The 15,597-nt window shown below is 58.9% G+C and carries 11 protein-coding genes; 5 read left to right on the top strand and 6 right to left on the bottom strand.

All coding sequences use genetic code 11. The features are described 5' to 3' along the window. Positions 1-247: 247 nt before the first annotated feature. Entirely contained in the window at positions 248-2,200 is a 1,953-nt protein-coding gene (locus V9K67_RS14580; RefSeq protein ID WP_336723640.1) for a TonB-dependent receptor, read from the bottom strand. Between the two features lie 315 nt (positions 2,201-2,515). Here V9K67_RS14580 and V9K67_RS14575 point away from each other — a divergent pair, with 315 nt between their 5' ends. After that, positions 2,516-3,196, top strand: coding sequence for a hypothetical protein (locus V9K67_RS14575; RefSeq protein WP_336723638.1), 681 nt, complete (start codon positions 2,516-2,518; stop codon positions 3,194-3,196). Positions 3,197-3,213: 17 nt separating this feature from the next. Further along, on the top strand, positions 3,214-4,182 hold the full coding sequence (locus V9K67_RS14570) for a hypothetical protein (protein ID WP_336723636.1): 969 nt from the start codon (positions 3,214-3,216) through the stop codon (positions 4,180-4,182). Positions 4,183-4,541: 359 nt separating this feature from the next. On the opposite strand, the gene V9K67_RS14565 is transcribed toward V9K67_RS14570, so the two are convergent. Genes V9K67_RS14565 through V9K67_RS14555 form a run of 3 tightly spaced genes read right to left on the bottom strand, consistent with a single transcriptional unit; the run spans position 4,542 to position 10,596 of the window. Beyond that, entirely contained in the window at positions 4,542-5,957 is a 1,416-nt protein-coding gene (locus V9K67_RS14565; protein ID WP_336723634.1) for an arylsulfatase, read from the bottom strand. A 25-nt stretch (positions 5,958-5,982) separates the two neighbouring features. Next, the gene (locus tag V9K67_RS14560; RefSeq protein ID WP_336723632.1) at positions 5,983-7,497 is read right to left on the bottom strand and encodes a RagB/SusD family nutrient uptake outer membrane protein; all 1,515 of its coding nucleotides are present in this window, start codon (positions 7,495-7,497) and stop codon (positions 5,983-5,985) included. Positions 7,498-7,509: 12 nt separating this feature from the next. Beyond that, positions 7,510-10,596 carry a SusC/RagA family TonB-linked outer membrane protein gene (locus V9K67_RS14555; RefSeq protein WP_336723630.1) on the bottom strand — a complete coding sequence of 1,029 codons (3,087 nt, stop codon included), beginning with the start codon at positions 10,594-10,596 and terminating at the stop codon, positions 7,510-7,512. 655 nt (positions 10,597-11,251) lie between these two features. Here V9K67_RS14555 and V9K67_RS14550 point away from each other — a divergent pair. From V9K67_RS14550 to V9K67_RS14540, 3 genes are all read left to right on the top strand, one after another. Next, a complete protein-coding gene (locus V9K67_RS14550; RefSeq protein ID WP_336723628.1) occupies positions 11,252-11,971 on the top strand; it encodes a proteasome-type protease in 720 nt (239 codons plus the stop codon). Between the two features lie 13 nt (positions 11,972-11,984). Then, a complete protein-coding gene (locus V9K67_RS14545) occupies positions 11,985-12,830 on the top strand; it encodes a transglutaminase-like domain-containing protein (RefSeq protein ID WP_336723626.1) in 846 nt (281 codons plus the stop codon). Positions 12,831-12,946: 116 nt separating this feature from the next. Further along, positions 12,947-13,720, top strand: a complete 774-nt coding sequence (locus V9K67_RS14540; protein WP_336723624.1) for an NUDIX hydrolase — start codon at positions 12,947-12,949, stop codon at positions 13,718-13,720. A 17-nt stretch (positions 13,721-13,737) separates the two neighbouring features. Here the strand turns inward: V9K67_RS14540 and V9K67_RS14535 are convergent, their stop codons facing one another. Next, on the bottom strand, positions 13,738-14,037 hold the full coding sequence (locus V9K67_RS14535; protein WP_336723622.1) for a BON domain-containing protein: 300 nt from the start codon (positions 14,035-14,037) through the stop codon (positions 13,738-13,740). 208 nt (positions 14,038-14,245) lie between these two features. Continuing rightward, the gene (locus V9K67_RS14530; protein ID WP_336723620.1) at positions 14,246-15,457 is read right to left on the bottom strand and encodes a multidrug effflux MFS transporter; all 1,212 of its coding nucleotides are present in this window, start codon (positions 15,455-15,457) and stop codon (positions 14,246-14,248) included. Between the last annotated feature and the right edge of the window lie 140 nt (positions 15,458-15,597).

Genomic DNA, 15,597 nt, shown 5'->3' with positions numbered 1-15,597 from the left:
CAGGAGACGTGCGAGACAATTTGATGAACAATTGAGACGCATGGGCTAAGGGCTTACTTTAGGAATGGCTAATTTGCTCTCCGAAAAATACGGAGAGCGCCGGCGGGGGTACAGTGTTACGTGATGTGTGCAACAGGGGCTTCTTTCGGCCGCCTTGTCCTGCTTTTCGGCTATGCTTGTATATTCCCTTTAGTTATGTTGGTTTCCGGGCCTCCGCTACCGGCGCCCGGGAACCGCATTACTTCTGTTATTGCTGGTACGGAAAACACGTCAATGCTTTTGCCATGAAATCAGAATTGCACAACCTTCCCCGCATCCTGATCATTGATAAGGATGAGGATGATTTTCGCTTTTTCCGGGAAGCCATCGCCGAAGTTTCTTCCCGCATCCCGGTCCACTGCAGCAGGGACACCGGCCGCCTCCTGGAGGTGGTGGCAGAGGTCCGTCCTTCACTGATCTTTATCGAGTATCGCTTCACCAGCTTTTTGCCCGGCTTGAAAACGCCGCCCAGGTCGGACCCATAGGCCGGGGGCAACACCTTGCGGCCTTCCTGTTGTACCGCTACCCGCGTATCATTGGAATGAAAGCCCCGGCCGTTGTACAGGTACAGCTGCACCCGGTCGCTGAGGCGGTAGTCGAGATTCAGCTTCGGACTGAGGAGAGCGGAACGCGACGAGCGTTCCGCGGCTTGCAGCCGGTCACGATAGCGGTTGGAAAAAACGTCGCCCCGCAGGGCGGCGGTCAGGTCCAGGTCTTTGGAAAGGGACAGGCGTTGCGACCAGTACGCCCCTGCATTGCCTTCGCCCACATCGCCCCGCATGATGTCCTGCGTATTGGTCTTGCGGTTGCGGGTACGGGTCAGCTCGATGCCCCGGATGTCGTCGAGGCGCAGCTGTACGCCGGCCCGGGTTTCGGTGGGCAGGCCGGCCAGGGAAAACGCTTTGCGGTACGCGCCGTTATAGCCGTAAATATGCCGGTCTTCCTTCTGCCTTATCTGGTCGCCGTTGACCGGGTCTTCTTTGAAAAAGGTAAAGTTGGAATACAGCTCGAACCGGTAGCGGCTGTAGTACAGCTGGTGGCGCAGGGCGCTGCCGTCGCCCCGGTGCTGCAGCAGCTCCAGGCTGGCGTTGTGGCGGGAGGTTTTTCCGCCTTCGGTATTGTCGATGGCGCCGTAAAAGCCGATCAGGCCGCTTTCCACCGCCCGGTCGGGCACCTGGCCCGAGGCGTCCCACCGGCTGGTAAAGCTGCTGAGAGAAGCGGTCAACGTACCGAAGGCACCCAGGTCGCCCTGGTATTTCAGCAGGCCGTTGAAGCGGCTGAAATCCTGGGGACTGTCGAAATAGCCCCGGGTAAAGGAACCTTCCCCGGCGGCATACAGGCTCCGGCTGCGGCGGTCGCCCCGGGGTTGCAGCAGGTTAAGGCCGGCGATGCCGCGAAAGGTACCGTATGGACCGCCTTCCGCCTTCAGAAAATTCTTTTCGAGAAAATCTTTGGTTTTGAATTCCACGAAACCGGCCGTGGTGAAGTTGCCCTTGTCGGCAAAGTAGGGTCCTTTATTAAAAGCCACTTTCTCGATCAGCTCGGGAATGACGAAGTGCAGGTCCGCATAGCCCTGGCCGTGGGCATGGCTGACCATGTTCACCGGCAGGCCGTCCACCGTGATGTGGATATCCGTGCCGTGGTCAATGTCAAAACCCCGCAAAAAGATCTGCTCGGCCTTGCCACCGCCGGCATGCTGGCCGATGAACAGGCCCGGCACCATCCGCAGCACCTCCTGGGAATTATTGATGGGGCGCAGGTGAATGTCCAGGTCGCTGATGGTTTTAAAAATACCGGCGCCGGCGGCGGACCGCACCCTCACCTCTGCCAGGGAAGCCACCCGGGCCTGCAGGAACACTACCGGGGGCGTACCCGCAAACGAAAGGGAAGCGACCTCCAGGGTGTCGGGCTCAAAGCCGATCCGCGTCAGGTACAGCTGACCCACGCCCGCCGGCAGCCGGTGCAGCGGCACAAAGCCGCTTTCGTCGGCGGTGGCGGAAAAGCGCCCGTCCACACTTTGCACCAGGGCCTCCGCCACCGGCACTTTCGACAGGGCATTGGCCACGTAAAGGCCTTTGCGGCCCGCCTGGGCGTGAAGAAAAGGAGTGGCCAGGAGCCCGGCCAGGCTGAGGCATATGGCTTTTGCAAAGAATCGGCGCATAAGGAGTTGCTGTTGGGTCAACCAATAGGGTTTGCTGGTGCAATCATGTACGAAGAAAGCCCCGGTACGGTTTTCTTTCGTCGGCTGCCTTTCAAAGATAATTCCCGCGGCAGCGCCGCTTGTCCTGCCCCGAAAACAGGATAGACGGGCCAGCAATCTCAACAACTTATTAAAAATATAAATTATAAATAAGTTAACACATAGGCTATCTTTGTACCAATCTGCTCGTTGAAAAACAGGTCCGTGGTATCCGGAAGGGGCTTCTACCCCATCTGTACCAACCACTATTGCATCACACGGAAAAACTATTCAGTTATGAAAATGACCTCCCTTTTCATCTGTGCAGTCCTGTGCCTGTGCTGCCGCACCAAACGGCAGGAAAGCGCCACCCGCGCCGACAATCCCCCGGCCGATCCCCCGGCCGCCGCGGCCCAGAGCAACCGGCCGATGAACCTGCACGAAGACGACCTCCACTGGCTTTCCGGCAACGCGGCCCTGGTCTTTATCGGCAGCCTGGAGAAGAAAGAATCCTCCAAAGACCCCAACGGCATGATCATCACCAGCAACACCTTCCGGATCGAAAAGGTGGTGAAGGGCGCCCATGACGGCGCCACGGCCACTTACACCACCCTGGGCGGCACCTCCGGCACCGAAACGATGGACGTCTCGCACATGCCCGTATTTGAACCCGGCGTCAAATACCTGGTGTTCATTTCGTCTGCCCCTGCCCGTTATGCCCCCGTACTGAACCACGATAAAGGCGTGTTCCTGGTACAGGGAGAAAAAGTATTCAGCTATGCCGGCAGCATCATCCGGGATGTAGCCGACGGCAAGATCCTTTACGGAAACCAAAGTTATCCGCGGGCCGGCAGGGAGATGGGCCGCGAACCCGGGCAGGGTAACATATCCAACGAAGTCGGCGTGAAAACGCAACGGGCGGCGGACACCGAAAACGAATACTATCCCCTGAGCAAGCTGACCGCCCAGATCCACTAACCTTTAAACGCCTCCATATGAAGAAGCTATTGATTCCCCTGTTGGGATGCCTGCTGGCCCTGGTGCCGGCAAGGGTCAACTCGTACGTGTACTGCGGTTACCATACTACCGGCATTGCGCTGACCGCCTATTACTGGAATTCGGAGTTCTGGGTGAATATGCTGGTGTCGGAAGCCTATAAATGGAATGCCATCTACCCGGTGCTGACTATCAACCGCACCAAGAGCGCCACCATCCCGCTGCGGCGCGACAACAACAACGTCGTCGGCTGGCTGAACGAAACGGACCTGAAAAATAACTACGGCCTTTCCTGGGCCAATAACATCGTGGGATGGGCCGTCACCTGGAAGGACGTTACCTGCGGCCGGGTGCTGGAAGCGGACGTCTTCTTCAACCCCGCCATTACCCTGTTCACCCAGCAAACGGAGGTACCCTACCGCAAGGGCTACCAGGAGATCGCCCTGCACGAGCTGGGACATGTGTGCGCCCAGGACCACGAGGACCGCATCCTGGCGGTGATGACCGCTGCCGGCGCGGTCAGCGATGTGCTCTATGCCTCGGATAAAATAGGGTGGTATTATTCGGCCAAAAACCGGTTCGCCCCCACCGACAAGCGCGACATGGGCATCTACCCGCTGCGCAACACCGGCAACCAGAAAACCTATTCGACCATCTACCCCAACGCCCTGTACAAGGGCAACTACATTTCGGTGCGCGACTTTACCATCCAAAATTTGAGCGTCGGCATCGCGGCCACGAATATTCCCTACAAGGTGTACCTGCAGAACCTCTCCACCTATGGGCTGACCGAGATCGGGAGTTTTGTCTATAACGGCGGCGGCTTTACGCAATGGGAAGGGAACATGAGCTTTTATGTGCCTACCTCCATTACGGCCGGCTCCTACAAGGTCTGGGCCGCCTGCCAGACCCCGGATATGGATTATACCAATACCTGGGCCCAGTTCGGCAAGATCACGGTGTATTGAGTGGCCCATGACAAGCAGTGAAAAGCGGCTAAAAGACTGCCCGTCCCGTCAGGGACGATTGGTGGGTAGAAAAAGTTCAATCAGAGGATTTCCGTTCCGTTAGGAACGGCTGGTAATTGCAACCTACCAGTCGTTACTAACGGAACGAAAGCTACCAACTGAACCTTTTCTACCCACCACTTGTGCCTAGCGGCACAAGGTATCCGCTGCTGGAAGCCACCTCCATGTCATCACTATTTTTTTTCGCCACATGCCCGGGTTGCTCACTCTGAAATACAAAACCCTTTTCCGCTTTCTCCCTGCACCAAGCAGGGAGAAAGCGGAAAAGGGTTCTTGATGGAATTGTGTAAAGACCCGGCTTACAGCTCTTCCTCCGACCAGTCGAAGGCGGGATGCTCGGAAGGGGTTTTGGCGCCTTTCAGCAGGGCCTGCAGGGCCCGCACCCGGTCGGGATAACGGGCCGCCAGGTTGTTCTGCTCCCCTACATCCTCCTTCAGGTGGTATAATTCCAGCCGCTCGGCGCTGCCTTTGGACTTAAAGCGGATCAGCTTCCAGTCGCCCTGGAGCACGGCTTCCTTCAGCAGGCCCTCGCGGAACTGCCAGTACAGGTAGTCGTGGCGGCGTGGCTGCGCCTGTCCCAGCACGGCCGGGGCAAAGGAAAGGCCGTCCCCCCCGCCGGGCACCGGGGCGCCGCTCAGCTGGGCCAGGGTGGGCACCACGTCCCAGAACGCCCAGGGCACATCGCTGGTGCGGTTGGCCGGCACCTTTTTGGGCGCCCGCACCAGCAGGGGCACGCGGATGCCGCCTTCGTACAGGTCGCGCTTGATGCCCCGCAGCGGGCCGGCGCTCTGGAAGTAGTCCGGATCGGCGCCGCCTTCCTTGTGCGGACCGTTATCGCTGGTAAAGAAAATATAGGTATTGTCGTCCAGGCCCAGGGCTTTGACCTGTTGCAGCAGGCGGCCGACATCGCTGTCCAGCTTGGTGATCATGGCGGCAAAGGCCGCATGGGGGTGCGCCTGGGCGCTGTACGTGTTCCGGCCGGGGAACGGGCGGTCGGGAGCGAACTTGCTGCTGCCGTCGGCATTCAGGAACGGCCGGATCAGGCTGTCGGGCAGCCGCAGCTCGGCATGCGGAATGGTAAAGGGCAGGTACAGGAAGAACGGCTTGTTCCTGTTTTCCTGTAAAAAGTCCAGGGCATGGCCGGCGATCAGGTCGTGCGCATACCGGGTGGTGTCCACCTCCACGCGGGCCAGCTTGCCGCCTTTGAGCTCGAAGAGGTGGTCGGTAAAATAGTCGTGGGCATGGGTTTGATTGAGATAACCGTAAAAAGCGTCGAACCCTTTGAGGTGGGGCGCGCCGGTCTGGCTTTCCTCGCCCAGGCCCCATTTGCCGAACATGCCGGTAACATAGCCGGCGGCCTGCAGGCGCTGCGCCAGCGTAGTATCCTGCGGGCGCAGGGGCACGTTGTTGTTGCCCCGCACATAGGCATGGCCCATATGCCGGCCCGTCATCAGGGCGCAGCGCGAAGGAGCGCAAACCGTGTTGCCGGCATAGAACCTCGTAAAGCGGGTGCCTTCTTTGGCCAGCCGGTCGATATTGGGCGTGGGAATTTTGCTGCCGGGGTTAAAGCTGGTGAGGTTGCCATACCCCAGGTCGTCGGCAATGATAAAGATGATGTTGGGCGGACGGGCAGCGGACTTTTGCTGCGCCTGCACCGGCGCCGCGGCCAGCAGGGGGGCCGCCACCGCCAGGAGTTGCCAAAAAGGCTTTTTCAAAAATTTCATCGTTGAGCGTTCAGGGTTATTTTCCGTAATTGGGGTTTTGGGTCAGGGCCGGGTTGTTCTGGATGGCTACCGAAGGCACGGGCCAGAGGTAGTCGCGGCCGGCATTGAAGGTGCGGGCGCCGATCTTGGCGCCTTTGACATTGTAGAGGTTCCCGGGCAGGGCGGTTTCGGCGGTGCGCCAGCGGCGCAGGTCGAAATAATAAGCCCCCTCCCCTGCCAGTTCGATCCGGCGCTCGTGGCGGATCTCGCGGCGCAGCTGCTCCTGGTTGAGGCCGGTAGGGAAATCGGGCATGCCGGCCCGCTTGCGGACGGCATTGACGGCGGCATAGACCGACTCGTCGGGGCCGGCGGCCTCGTTCTGCGCCTCGGCATAAGTGAGCAGCACGTCGGCATACCGTATCCAGATGATGTTCAGCTCCGACTGGCCGTCGGCCCGCACCAGGGAGGGCTTTTCGTTATCCTTGTACACGCTGTATTTTTTCTGGCCGTAGCCGGTCTGCGGGTACTGCCCTTCGACGACAGGGGCGCCCTTGAACTGGCTGCCCGGCACGATGATCGTCTGCTGCAGGCGGGGGTCGCGGTTGTCGTAGGGCTTTTGGGCATTGTATAGGGGCGAGCCCTGGATGGGCAGGCCGTCCTTTGCATAGTAGTCGTTCACCAGGTCGGGCAGCGGTGCCACGGTATTGAACTGGTCGAGGGCAATGTCGAGGCCGTGGGTGAACTCGGGGAACCGGAACTGGATGTCGAAGATCACTTCCGCATTGCCTTCGTTCTCCAGGTAAAACAGGGCCCGGTAGTCGGGGAACAGGCTGTAGGTTTTGCTGTCGATCACCGCTTTGGCGGCGGCGGCGGCCTCAGCCCAGCGCCCGGCATACAGCAGGGCCCGGGCCTTCAGGGCCAGGGCGGCACCTTTGGTGGCGCGGCCTTTATCGGCGCTGGTGTAAGTGGCGGGCAGGCCGGCAGCCGCCGCGTCCAGGTCGGCCACTACCTGCTGCAGGAGCCGGCCGGCGGAGTCGCGCGGCAGGGTGGACTGGGTTTCGTAGTTGGTGGCTTCGGTGATCAGGGGGGCGCCGCCGTAGCGGTTCCACAGGTGAAAATAAAACACGGCCCGCAGAAACTGCGCCTCGGCCCGGAACCGCTTCTTTAGCGTGGAGTCCAGGGGCACGTTGTCGAGGTTGGCCAGCAGGTTGTTGGCCCGCCCGATGCCGGCATAGGCGCCGTTCCAGGCGTTGTTGATAATTGCCGAATTGGCGGCATCGTGAATGCCCTGGGCGATGTTGTTGAAGCCGTTGGTGTTGTTGCTGTTGTAGGCATTGGGCGTGGCCACTTCGTACAGCACGGGTATGTTGCTGCCGAACAGGCCGTTGTGCAGCAGGGCGGCATAGGTGCTGTTCAGGGCCGCCTCGGCCTCTTCGCGGGTCTTCCAGAAATTGTCCTGTGTAAACCGGTCGGTAGGCTCCGTATCCAGGAAGGATTTTTTGCACGAAGCGCCGGCCGCCAGCACGAACAGGTAGATGAATATCTTTTTCATGAAGGGTTTTCTTTACAGGGATAAGTTGAAACCGGCGGTTACGCTTTTGTAGTTCGGGTAATCGATCGGGTTGGTTTTGGTGAGGTTCCGTTCGGGATCGCTCAGCTTGAACTTGGTGAACGTGACGTAGTTCTGGGCGTTGGCAAACAGTTTCAGACCGCTGATCCGCACCTTCTTCGTCCAGGTTTCGGGGACCGAGTAGCTGAGCTGAAGGTTCTTCAGCCGCAGGTACGAAGCGTCCTGGATCCAGAAGCTGGAAGTCTGGAAGTTTTGCGGGTAGCCGTTGCCGGTAGTCAGCCGCGGCAGGCGGGCGCCCGGGTTTTCCGGCGTCCACGACCCGGTCAGCCAGTCGGGGGTAATGCCGGCGCCGTTGCGGTAGGGCTGTGCCAGGTTGCCGTTCAGGTAGGTATCGGCCTCCTGGACGCCCTGCAAAAAGGCGGTGAGCTCGAAGCCGCGCCAGGAAGCGCCCACGTTAAAGGAGTAGGTGTAGCCCGGAATGCTGTTGCCGATCACCACCCGGTCGTTGTTGTCGATCAGGCCGTTGCCGTCGGTATCGCGGTATTTCAGGTCGCCGGGTTTGGTCACGGCGTTCTGGAAGGCGTGTTTGGCAATTTCGTCGGTGCTTTGGAAAATACCCTCGGCCTGCAGCCCGAAGAAAGAGGCGATGGGATACCCTTCGCGGGTGATGGTCTGCCCGTCGTAATAGATCTGCCCGTTGAGGTTCGTCACCTTGTTTTTCACGTAGGTGAGGCCCGCAGCGGCCTGCACCCCTACGGGACCGAAGCGGTCCTTATACTGCAGGGTGGCATCCACCCCCCGGTTCACCACGGCGCCGATGTTCTGATAAGGTCCCCGCAGGTTGCCTACCTGGGCCGGTACGGTGATCTGGCGGAGGATGTTGGTGGTGTTTTTGGAAAAAAAGTCCAGTTCGGCGGTGAGCTTGTTGCGGAACAGGCCCACGTCCAGGCCGGCGTCGGTCATGGCGGTGGTTTCCCAGGTAATGCCCGGGTCGCTGAGCTGGGTGATGGCGGCCCCGCTGACCACGGTGCCGTTGAAGCTATAGCCGTAGTCCTGGCCGATGGACACGCCGTCCACGTAGCTGTACAGGCCGATGGACTGGTTGCCCAGTCGTCCCCAGGAGGCCCGCAGCTTCAGGTTGGAGAGCGTGGGGTTGCCTTTCAGGAAAGCTTCCTCGCTGAGGCGCCAGCCGCCGGAAAGCGAGGGGAAGAAGCCCCAGCGGTGCCCTTGGGCAAAGCGCGACGAACCGTCGTAGCGGAAGGAGGCTTCAAACAGGTATTTGCCCGAAAAGTCGTAGTTCAGCCGGCCGAAGTACGACTGCAGCCGCGACTGGCTGGAGGTGCCGCCCACCTGGGGCGTGTTGGTGCCCGCATTCAGCTCGGTCAGGTCGTTGCCCAGGTATCCCTGGTTGGCCGCATTGAAGTTGCTGTTGCGAAATGCCTCGACGCTGAAGCCGCCCAGGGCCGACAACTGGTGGCGGGCCAGGCGCTTTTCCCAGCTGAGGGTATGGAAGTTGGTCAGGTTTACCGCCTGCTGGTTGCTTTGCGCCACGCCCCGGGCCGGGATGTTGCCCATAGGGGCGACCGCACCGGTTTTGGGATGGGTCAGGTTGATCTGGGGATAGTTGAATTTTTCCCAGGAGGCCAGCAGGTTGGCCGCCCCGGTGATTTTGTACCTGATACCGGCGGGCAGCTGCACTTCGGCAAACAGGTTGGCCAGGGTGCGGTACGCGTCGTTTTTGCGGAACCCCTCGTAGGAAAGGGCCAGGGGGTTGCGGAAAAAGTTATGGCCCGGCACGCGTACCCACTGGTCGGCATAGGTGCCGTCCTGGGCATAGGGTACCTGCATGGGCAGGCCGCGGTAGGTAAGCCCCATCAGGCCGCCTTCGCCGTTGCCCTCGTCGGCGGTGTAGGCGCTTTCGCGGCTGTTCCACCAGGTGCCCAGCAGGTTGGCGCCGATGCGGATGCCTTGCGTGAGGTCGGAGGTAACGGAGGCGTTCAGGGTATATTTTTTCGCGCCGGTGTTGATCATGATGCCGTCCTGGTTGAGGTAGCCCAGCGAAACCGAGAACGTGGTCTTATCGGTGCCGCCCGACAGGCGCAGGTTGTGCTCGCTGATGGGGGCCTTGCGGAATAGCACGTCGAACCAGTTGGTATTGGGATAGATGTAAGGGTCCGTGCCCCCTTTGTATTCGTCGATCAGGGCCTGGCTGTATTCGGCCGGCTTGCCTTCGTTGGCCAGCGCCCGGTTCTTGCCTTCCATGTACTGCACCGAATTGGTGACCATAGCGGGCAGGCCGGTCACCTGCTGGGAGCCGGCATAGAAGTTATAATCGAGCCGGAAGCGGCCCCTGGCGCCCGACTTGGTCTTGACCAGCACCACGCCGTTGGCGGCGCGGTTGCCGTAGATGGCCGAGGAGGCCGCATCCTTCAATATGGTGATGCTTTCAATGTCGTTGGGGTTGATGTCGCCCAAAGGGAATTCCACGCCGTCCACCAGCACCAGGGGATCGCTGTTGTTCAGCGTACCCACGCCGCGGACGCGGATGGTAGCGTTCTCGGCTCCCGGGCGGCCTTTGGCCTGGCCCACGTACAGGCCGGGTACGCCCTGCAGCGCCTGGGTGGCGTTGGTGATGGGGCGGTTGGCCAGTGCTTTCTGGTCCACCGTGGCTACCGAGCCGGTGAGGGTGGCCTTTTTCTGTTTGCCGTAGCCTACGACCACTACCGATTGCAGGTTGCCGCCCTCGGCCCGCAAGGCGATTACCAGGCTGGAGGTAGCGCCCACCTTTACTTCCTGGGGCGTATAGCCTACCGAGCTGATCACCAGGGTGGTGGCGCCGGGCGGAAGGGAAAGGGAAAAGCGCCCCTGTTCGTCGGTGGAGACACCGCCGCCCCCGTCTTTTACCTGTACACTGGCGCCGGCAAGCGGGCTGCCGGTGGCTTCGTCGATCACGCGGCCGCCGATCTCCCGGCCGGTAAAAAAACGGGAAGTGGCCAGGGACCGGTATGCCGGGCTGGCCAATGCCCCGCCTACCTGTAAGGAGCAGGCGAGAAAAAGAAACGAATAAGGAACGAGCTTCATGAATGCAGATAAGAATTACAGGGAAGGACAATCCTCTCCCGGACCCGGTGCCGAAGCACCGGGATGGGAAAGGTTGCAACACCTATGAGTAAAAAATGAGCGGCTCCAAGGATAAGGAGGTTTACTGCCGTTCCCGGAAGGACAGCCGGCAAAAGACATAAAACCAACCGCCGGCTTATGTCCTTCCGCCTGCCGGGCTGCCTTCCGGAAAAAACAGCGCATAAGGGATACCGTTAGCTGCTCCGCGCAGCGGTGCCTTAGGGTACTGCCGAAAAACGATCAGCAGCAGCTATTGAAATAAGATAAGGAGGAACGAAAAATATACGTTACCGCCATGCAGGGCATTGCCTGCAGGTATGATGGATACATGTGTGAAAAATTAAGGGTTGCGGGAAGAAGCAGTGCTGGCGGTTAACAGCGCTATCCCCTGGTCTGAAAATTAGTCCACTGATTTGGTAGACAAATATAAAAGCATTCTGTTCAAACAAACAAATTTTGATGACGGCAAATGCCATTTTTTTCGTCCCTGCACCTTCCGGCGGGGTAGCGATACCGGCGGAGCGTCCCTGGCATGGAATTTAAAGGCTCATCATCAGGGGGCATCCCTGTTTCGGGAATTGGGATTTTTCCGTTTTCGCCACCACAAACCTATTTCATGACCTACTGTCTGGGCATTAAAGTAAAAGAAGGGCTGGTAGCGCTGGCCGACACCCGGATCACGTCCGGCACCGATACCACGGTAAAAAAGAAAATACTGACGGTTCAACGCGACCAGCATTCCCTGTTTATCATGACCAGCGGCCTGCGATCGGTCAGGGACAAGGCCGTCGTTTATTTTAAGGAACTGCTGGAAGTGGAGGAACACAACAAGCTGTACAAGGCCGTCAATGCCTTTGGCGCGCAGGTAAAACGGGTGGCCGAAGAAGACAAGGAAGCCCTGGTAAAAGCGGGGTTTAAATTCGACCTGAACACCATCATCGGCGGCCAGCTGAGGGACGACGAAGAGCCAAAGCTGTTCCTGCTGTACCCGGAAGGGAACTGGGTGGAACTGGGACAGGGGGCGCCTTATGTCATTATCGGCAACTCGGGGCATGGCAAGGCGATCCTCAACCGCACCCTCCAGGAAAATTCCAGCCTGCAACTGGCCCTGCAAACAGGATTTCTTTCCTTTGATTCCACCCGGGTCAGTTCCAACAACGTGGACTTCCCCCTGGATGTGGCCGTTTACCGGAAAGACAGTTTTCAGCTGGTGGAGCGGCGGTTTGAGCAAGCAGAGCTCGGGGGGATCTCGGCGCTTTGGGCGGAAGCGCTCAAACAGGCCTTACAGCAACTCCCGGAAGACTGGATGGCCCCTATCTTTGATCAAACGACCTAATGTCTCTTTTCCAATGAAATTCGAAGTAACCGCAGACCTGTCCTATACGGTACAGATGCCCAGCACGCTCATGCTGAATATCCATGCCTTACGCACCCCTAACCAGACGGTGCTGGAAGAATCCTTTACCCTGGATCCCTATGTAAAAGCAGAGGAGCTGACGTCCTCCTTCGGGGAAAACCGGTTTATCCGCATCGAAGTCTCCGAACCGACGGATATCAGGATCTCGTACAAAGCCACCGTAGACAACTGTTTCCGAATAACGGACCAGCAGGAAAAGCCGGCGGTCCCCATTGCCCAACTGGGCCCTTCCGTTTTTCCCTACCTGTATCCCAGCCGCTACTGCCAGTCGGACAAACTCTACCGGTTTGCCTATAATAAATTCGGCGCCATCAGCGACCCCTATGAAAAAGTGGTGGCCCTGAGCGACTGGATCTTTGAGAACGTAGAATACCTGAGCGGCTCCACCAACTGGCAGACCTCGGCCTATGACACCGTTACCGAACTGGCAGGCGTGTGCCGCGACTTTGCCCACCTGGGCATTGCCCTCTGCCGGTCCCTGTCCATCCCGGCCCGCTATTTTACCGGCTATGCCTATCAGTTGAACCCGCCCGACTTCCACGCCTGTTTTGAAGCCTATCTTGGGGGCGAATGGATCTTATTTGATGCCACCCGTTTGGCGCCCCTGAACGGCCTGATCAAGATCGCCACGGGACGGGACGCCGCCGATACGGCTGTGGCCAGCATCTTTGGAAAAGTGACCACGAACGCCATGACGGTTGGCTGTACGTTATTGGAGGAAAATTTCCAACCCTTTTTCAATGAAGCAGCCAACATGAAGGGCATTGCCTGCCTGTAATCCGGGAAGGGGGGTGCGGCGTTTGGACGCCGGCTATGCAGCAGGTACCGGGTCCGGTCTATTGGGTCATTTGGATGCGGGAATGGAATAAATTTGAGCTAACGAAACCCATTTGCATGGAGCGAGAACTCACCCCGGACGAGCTTTATTCCAATGGCGGCCGCTACTTCCTGGCGTCGGTGTCCATTGACAACGTCATCTTCGGCTTTCATGGCAATGAGCTGAAGGTGCTGCTGTTGCAGCCGAAGGGAACGGACAAATGGATGCTGCCCGGCGGGTTTATTTTAAAAGAGGAGGAAATGGAAGCGGCGGCGGCCCGGATCCTGAAAAACCGGACGGGACTGGACCAGTTGTTCCTGCAGCAGTTTCATGTCTTCGGCAGCATGGAGCGCAACCGCGAGCAGGTGCTGCACGATATCCTGGAGGCGGCGGGTGTGGTTCCTACCGACCGAAACTGGCTGCTGCAGCGCTTTATCACCATCGGCTTTTATACCCTGGCCCCTTACGACAAGGTGCAGCCCCTGCCCGATATGTTCTCCACCCAGTGTACCTGGCACGACCTCGGCCACCTGCCGGGGCTGCTGTACGACCACCGGCAGATCGTGGAACAGGCGCTGCAGGCCCTGCGGCTGCAGCTCAACCATCAGCCCATCGGCTACAACCTGCTGCCCGAGCAGTTTCCCCTTAAAAGCCTGCAAACGATCTATGAAACCATCCTGGGCCGCAAGCTCGAACGCAGCAATTTTAACCGCAAGATCCTCTCCTACGGCATCCTGGAAAAAAAGGAAAAGCTTTTTTCGGGGGCCGCCCACAAGGCGCCCTTCCTGTATTCGTTTAATAAAGAAGCTTATTTCAACGCCCTGAAAAACGGGCTGGAAAAAGAATTTTAAGGAGCGGTGCTACAAGATCAGGGAGCGATGGGCTGCGCTACGGAAATGATGTTGTTTACTTTTTTTACGTCCTGCATCTGCTTGACCAGCCGCTCCGCTCCTGCCCGGACCGAGTCGGAAACGACTTCTCCCTGCAGGGTCACCACCTGGTCATTTACGGTAGCGCTAATCGCCTGGTAGGCAGCCTGTTCCTGCAGTTGCTCGTTGAGCAGCGACTGTAATTCCCGGTCACGGGGCGTCAGGGAACAAAAGCCAAAGAAGGTTCCAAGGATGAGGACCGGAATCCCGGCAACCAGCATATGAATAAAATTTTTCATCATTCTCATTTTGGGATGGACATTTCGATAAGCCGCGGCCAAAACTATTAATTTTATTCAAAACCCCGACCAATAACTACAAATACACCACAACAACCCCATTCAAATTAATATAATATAAAATTACCACACAATAAACAATCTGCTTCCAGCAGGTCCAGGCGGCAGGCGGGTTCTTCTCCGGCCATAGGCGAACCGAACAAAAATATTACCGGAAAGAAAGGTTCGCGGAGCGATCGGCTCCCGCCTTCCGGAAGAGCACCAGCAGCAATACCAGCGTACATACGGCACAACCGAACATCACGGCGGGCATGGTGACCACCGTACCGTTATGCAAAAAGCTCACCAGCCAGGAAGCCAGCACACCGGCCACCATTTGCAGGCTGCCCAGCAAGGCGGAAGCCCGGCCGGCAGCTGCCGTAAAAGGTTTTAAGGCCAGGGCCGTGGTATTGGGATTAATAAAGCCCAGGCAAAATAAAAAAAGAAAGGTAAAACCCAGCAGGACTATCGGGCCGCCCCCGCCGGCGGCCGATACCAGCAGGCCGAGGCCGGCCGCAAGCAGCAACACTGCCGCCCGCAGGGCGATGGGGCCACTCTCCCACCTTTTCAGGACCAGGCGGTTCAACTGGCTGCCCAGGATCAGGCCGCCCGCATTGAAGGCAAAGGCCCAGCCATAGGCCCTGTCCGAAAAGCCGAACCGCTCCATAAACACAAAAGGCGAGCCGGCGATATAGGCATACATGCCCGCATAGCTGATGCCGCCGGCCAGGGAACTGAGCAGGAAGGAGGGATTTTTCAGCACCGCCGCATATTCCGACCCCATATGGGGGATCCGGAGCGAAACGGCCCGGTCGGGCTGTTTGGTCTCGGGCAGCAGCCCGGCCACGGCGGCAATCAGCGCCAGCGCAATGGCCCCCATGACGCCGAACACCCAGCGCCAGCCCGCCAAGGCGCTGACAAAGCCGCCAATCGTGGGGGCAATGATGGGCGCCACCCCCATCACCAGCACCAGCTGCGACAATACCCGGGCGGTAGCCCCGGGCGGGAACAGGTCGCGGACAATGGCCCTGCTGGCCACCATCCCTACGCAGCCCCCCAGCGCCATCAACAGGCGCACTGCTATGAGCACGTTCACGTCCGGCGCCAGGGCGCAGCCGGCGGCTGCCGCCAGGTACAGCAACAGGCCCGCCACCAGGGGCTTCTTCCGACCGAAGCGGTCGATCAGCACCCCGTACACCAGCTGGCCGGCACAAAGGCCCGCATAGTAACTGGTCAGCGAATAGCCCAGGTGTGCCAGGTCGGTTTTCAGCGAATGGGCAATGGCCGGGAAGGCCGGCAGGTACATATCGATAGAAAAAGGACTAAGAGCGATCAATCCTCCAAGGATCAGCAGCAGCCGCATTTGTTTTTTCTGGTGCATAGCATAAATGATTTTTGCTCGGTAACCGGTACTGCAAAATTGCCCCGGCCAACCGCCCTGTACGGCTACTTTTCCCCTTTTTACGGATACAAATAGAACATAACCCGGATGACTTCTTCCTGAAAACCAACAAACAACCG

The organism is Huijunlia imazamoxiresistens (assembly GCF_037132455.1).
In the GTDB taxonomy this organism is placed as follows: domain Bacteria; phylum Bacteroidota; class Bacteroidia; order Chitinophagales; family Chitinophagaceae; genus Flavisolibacter; species Flavisolibacter imazamoxiresistens.
Note: the sequence above shows the minus strand (reverse complement) of the source record. Positions and strands in the feature narration are given on the sequence as shown.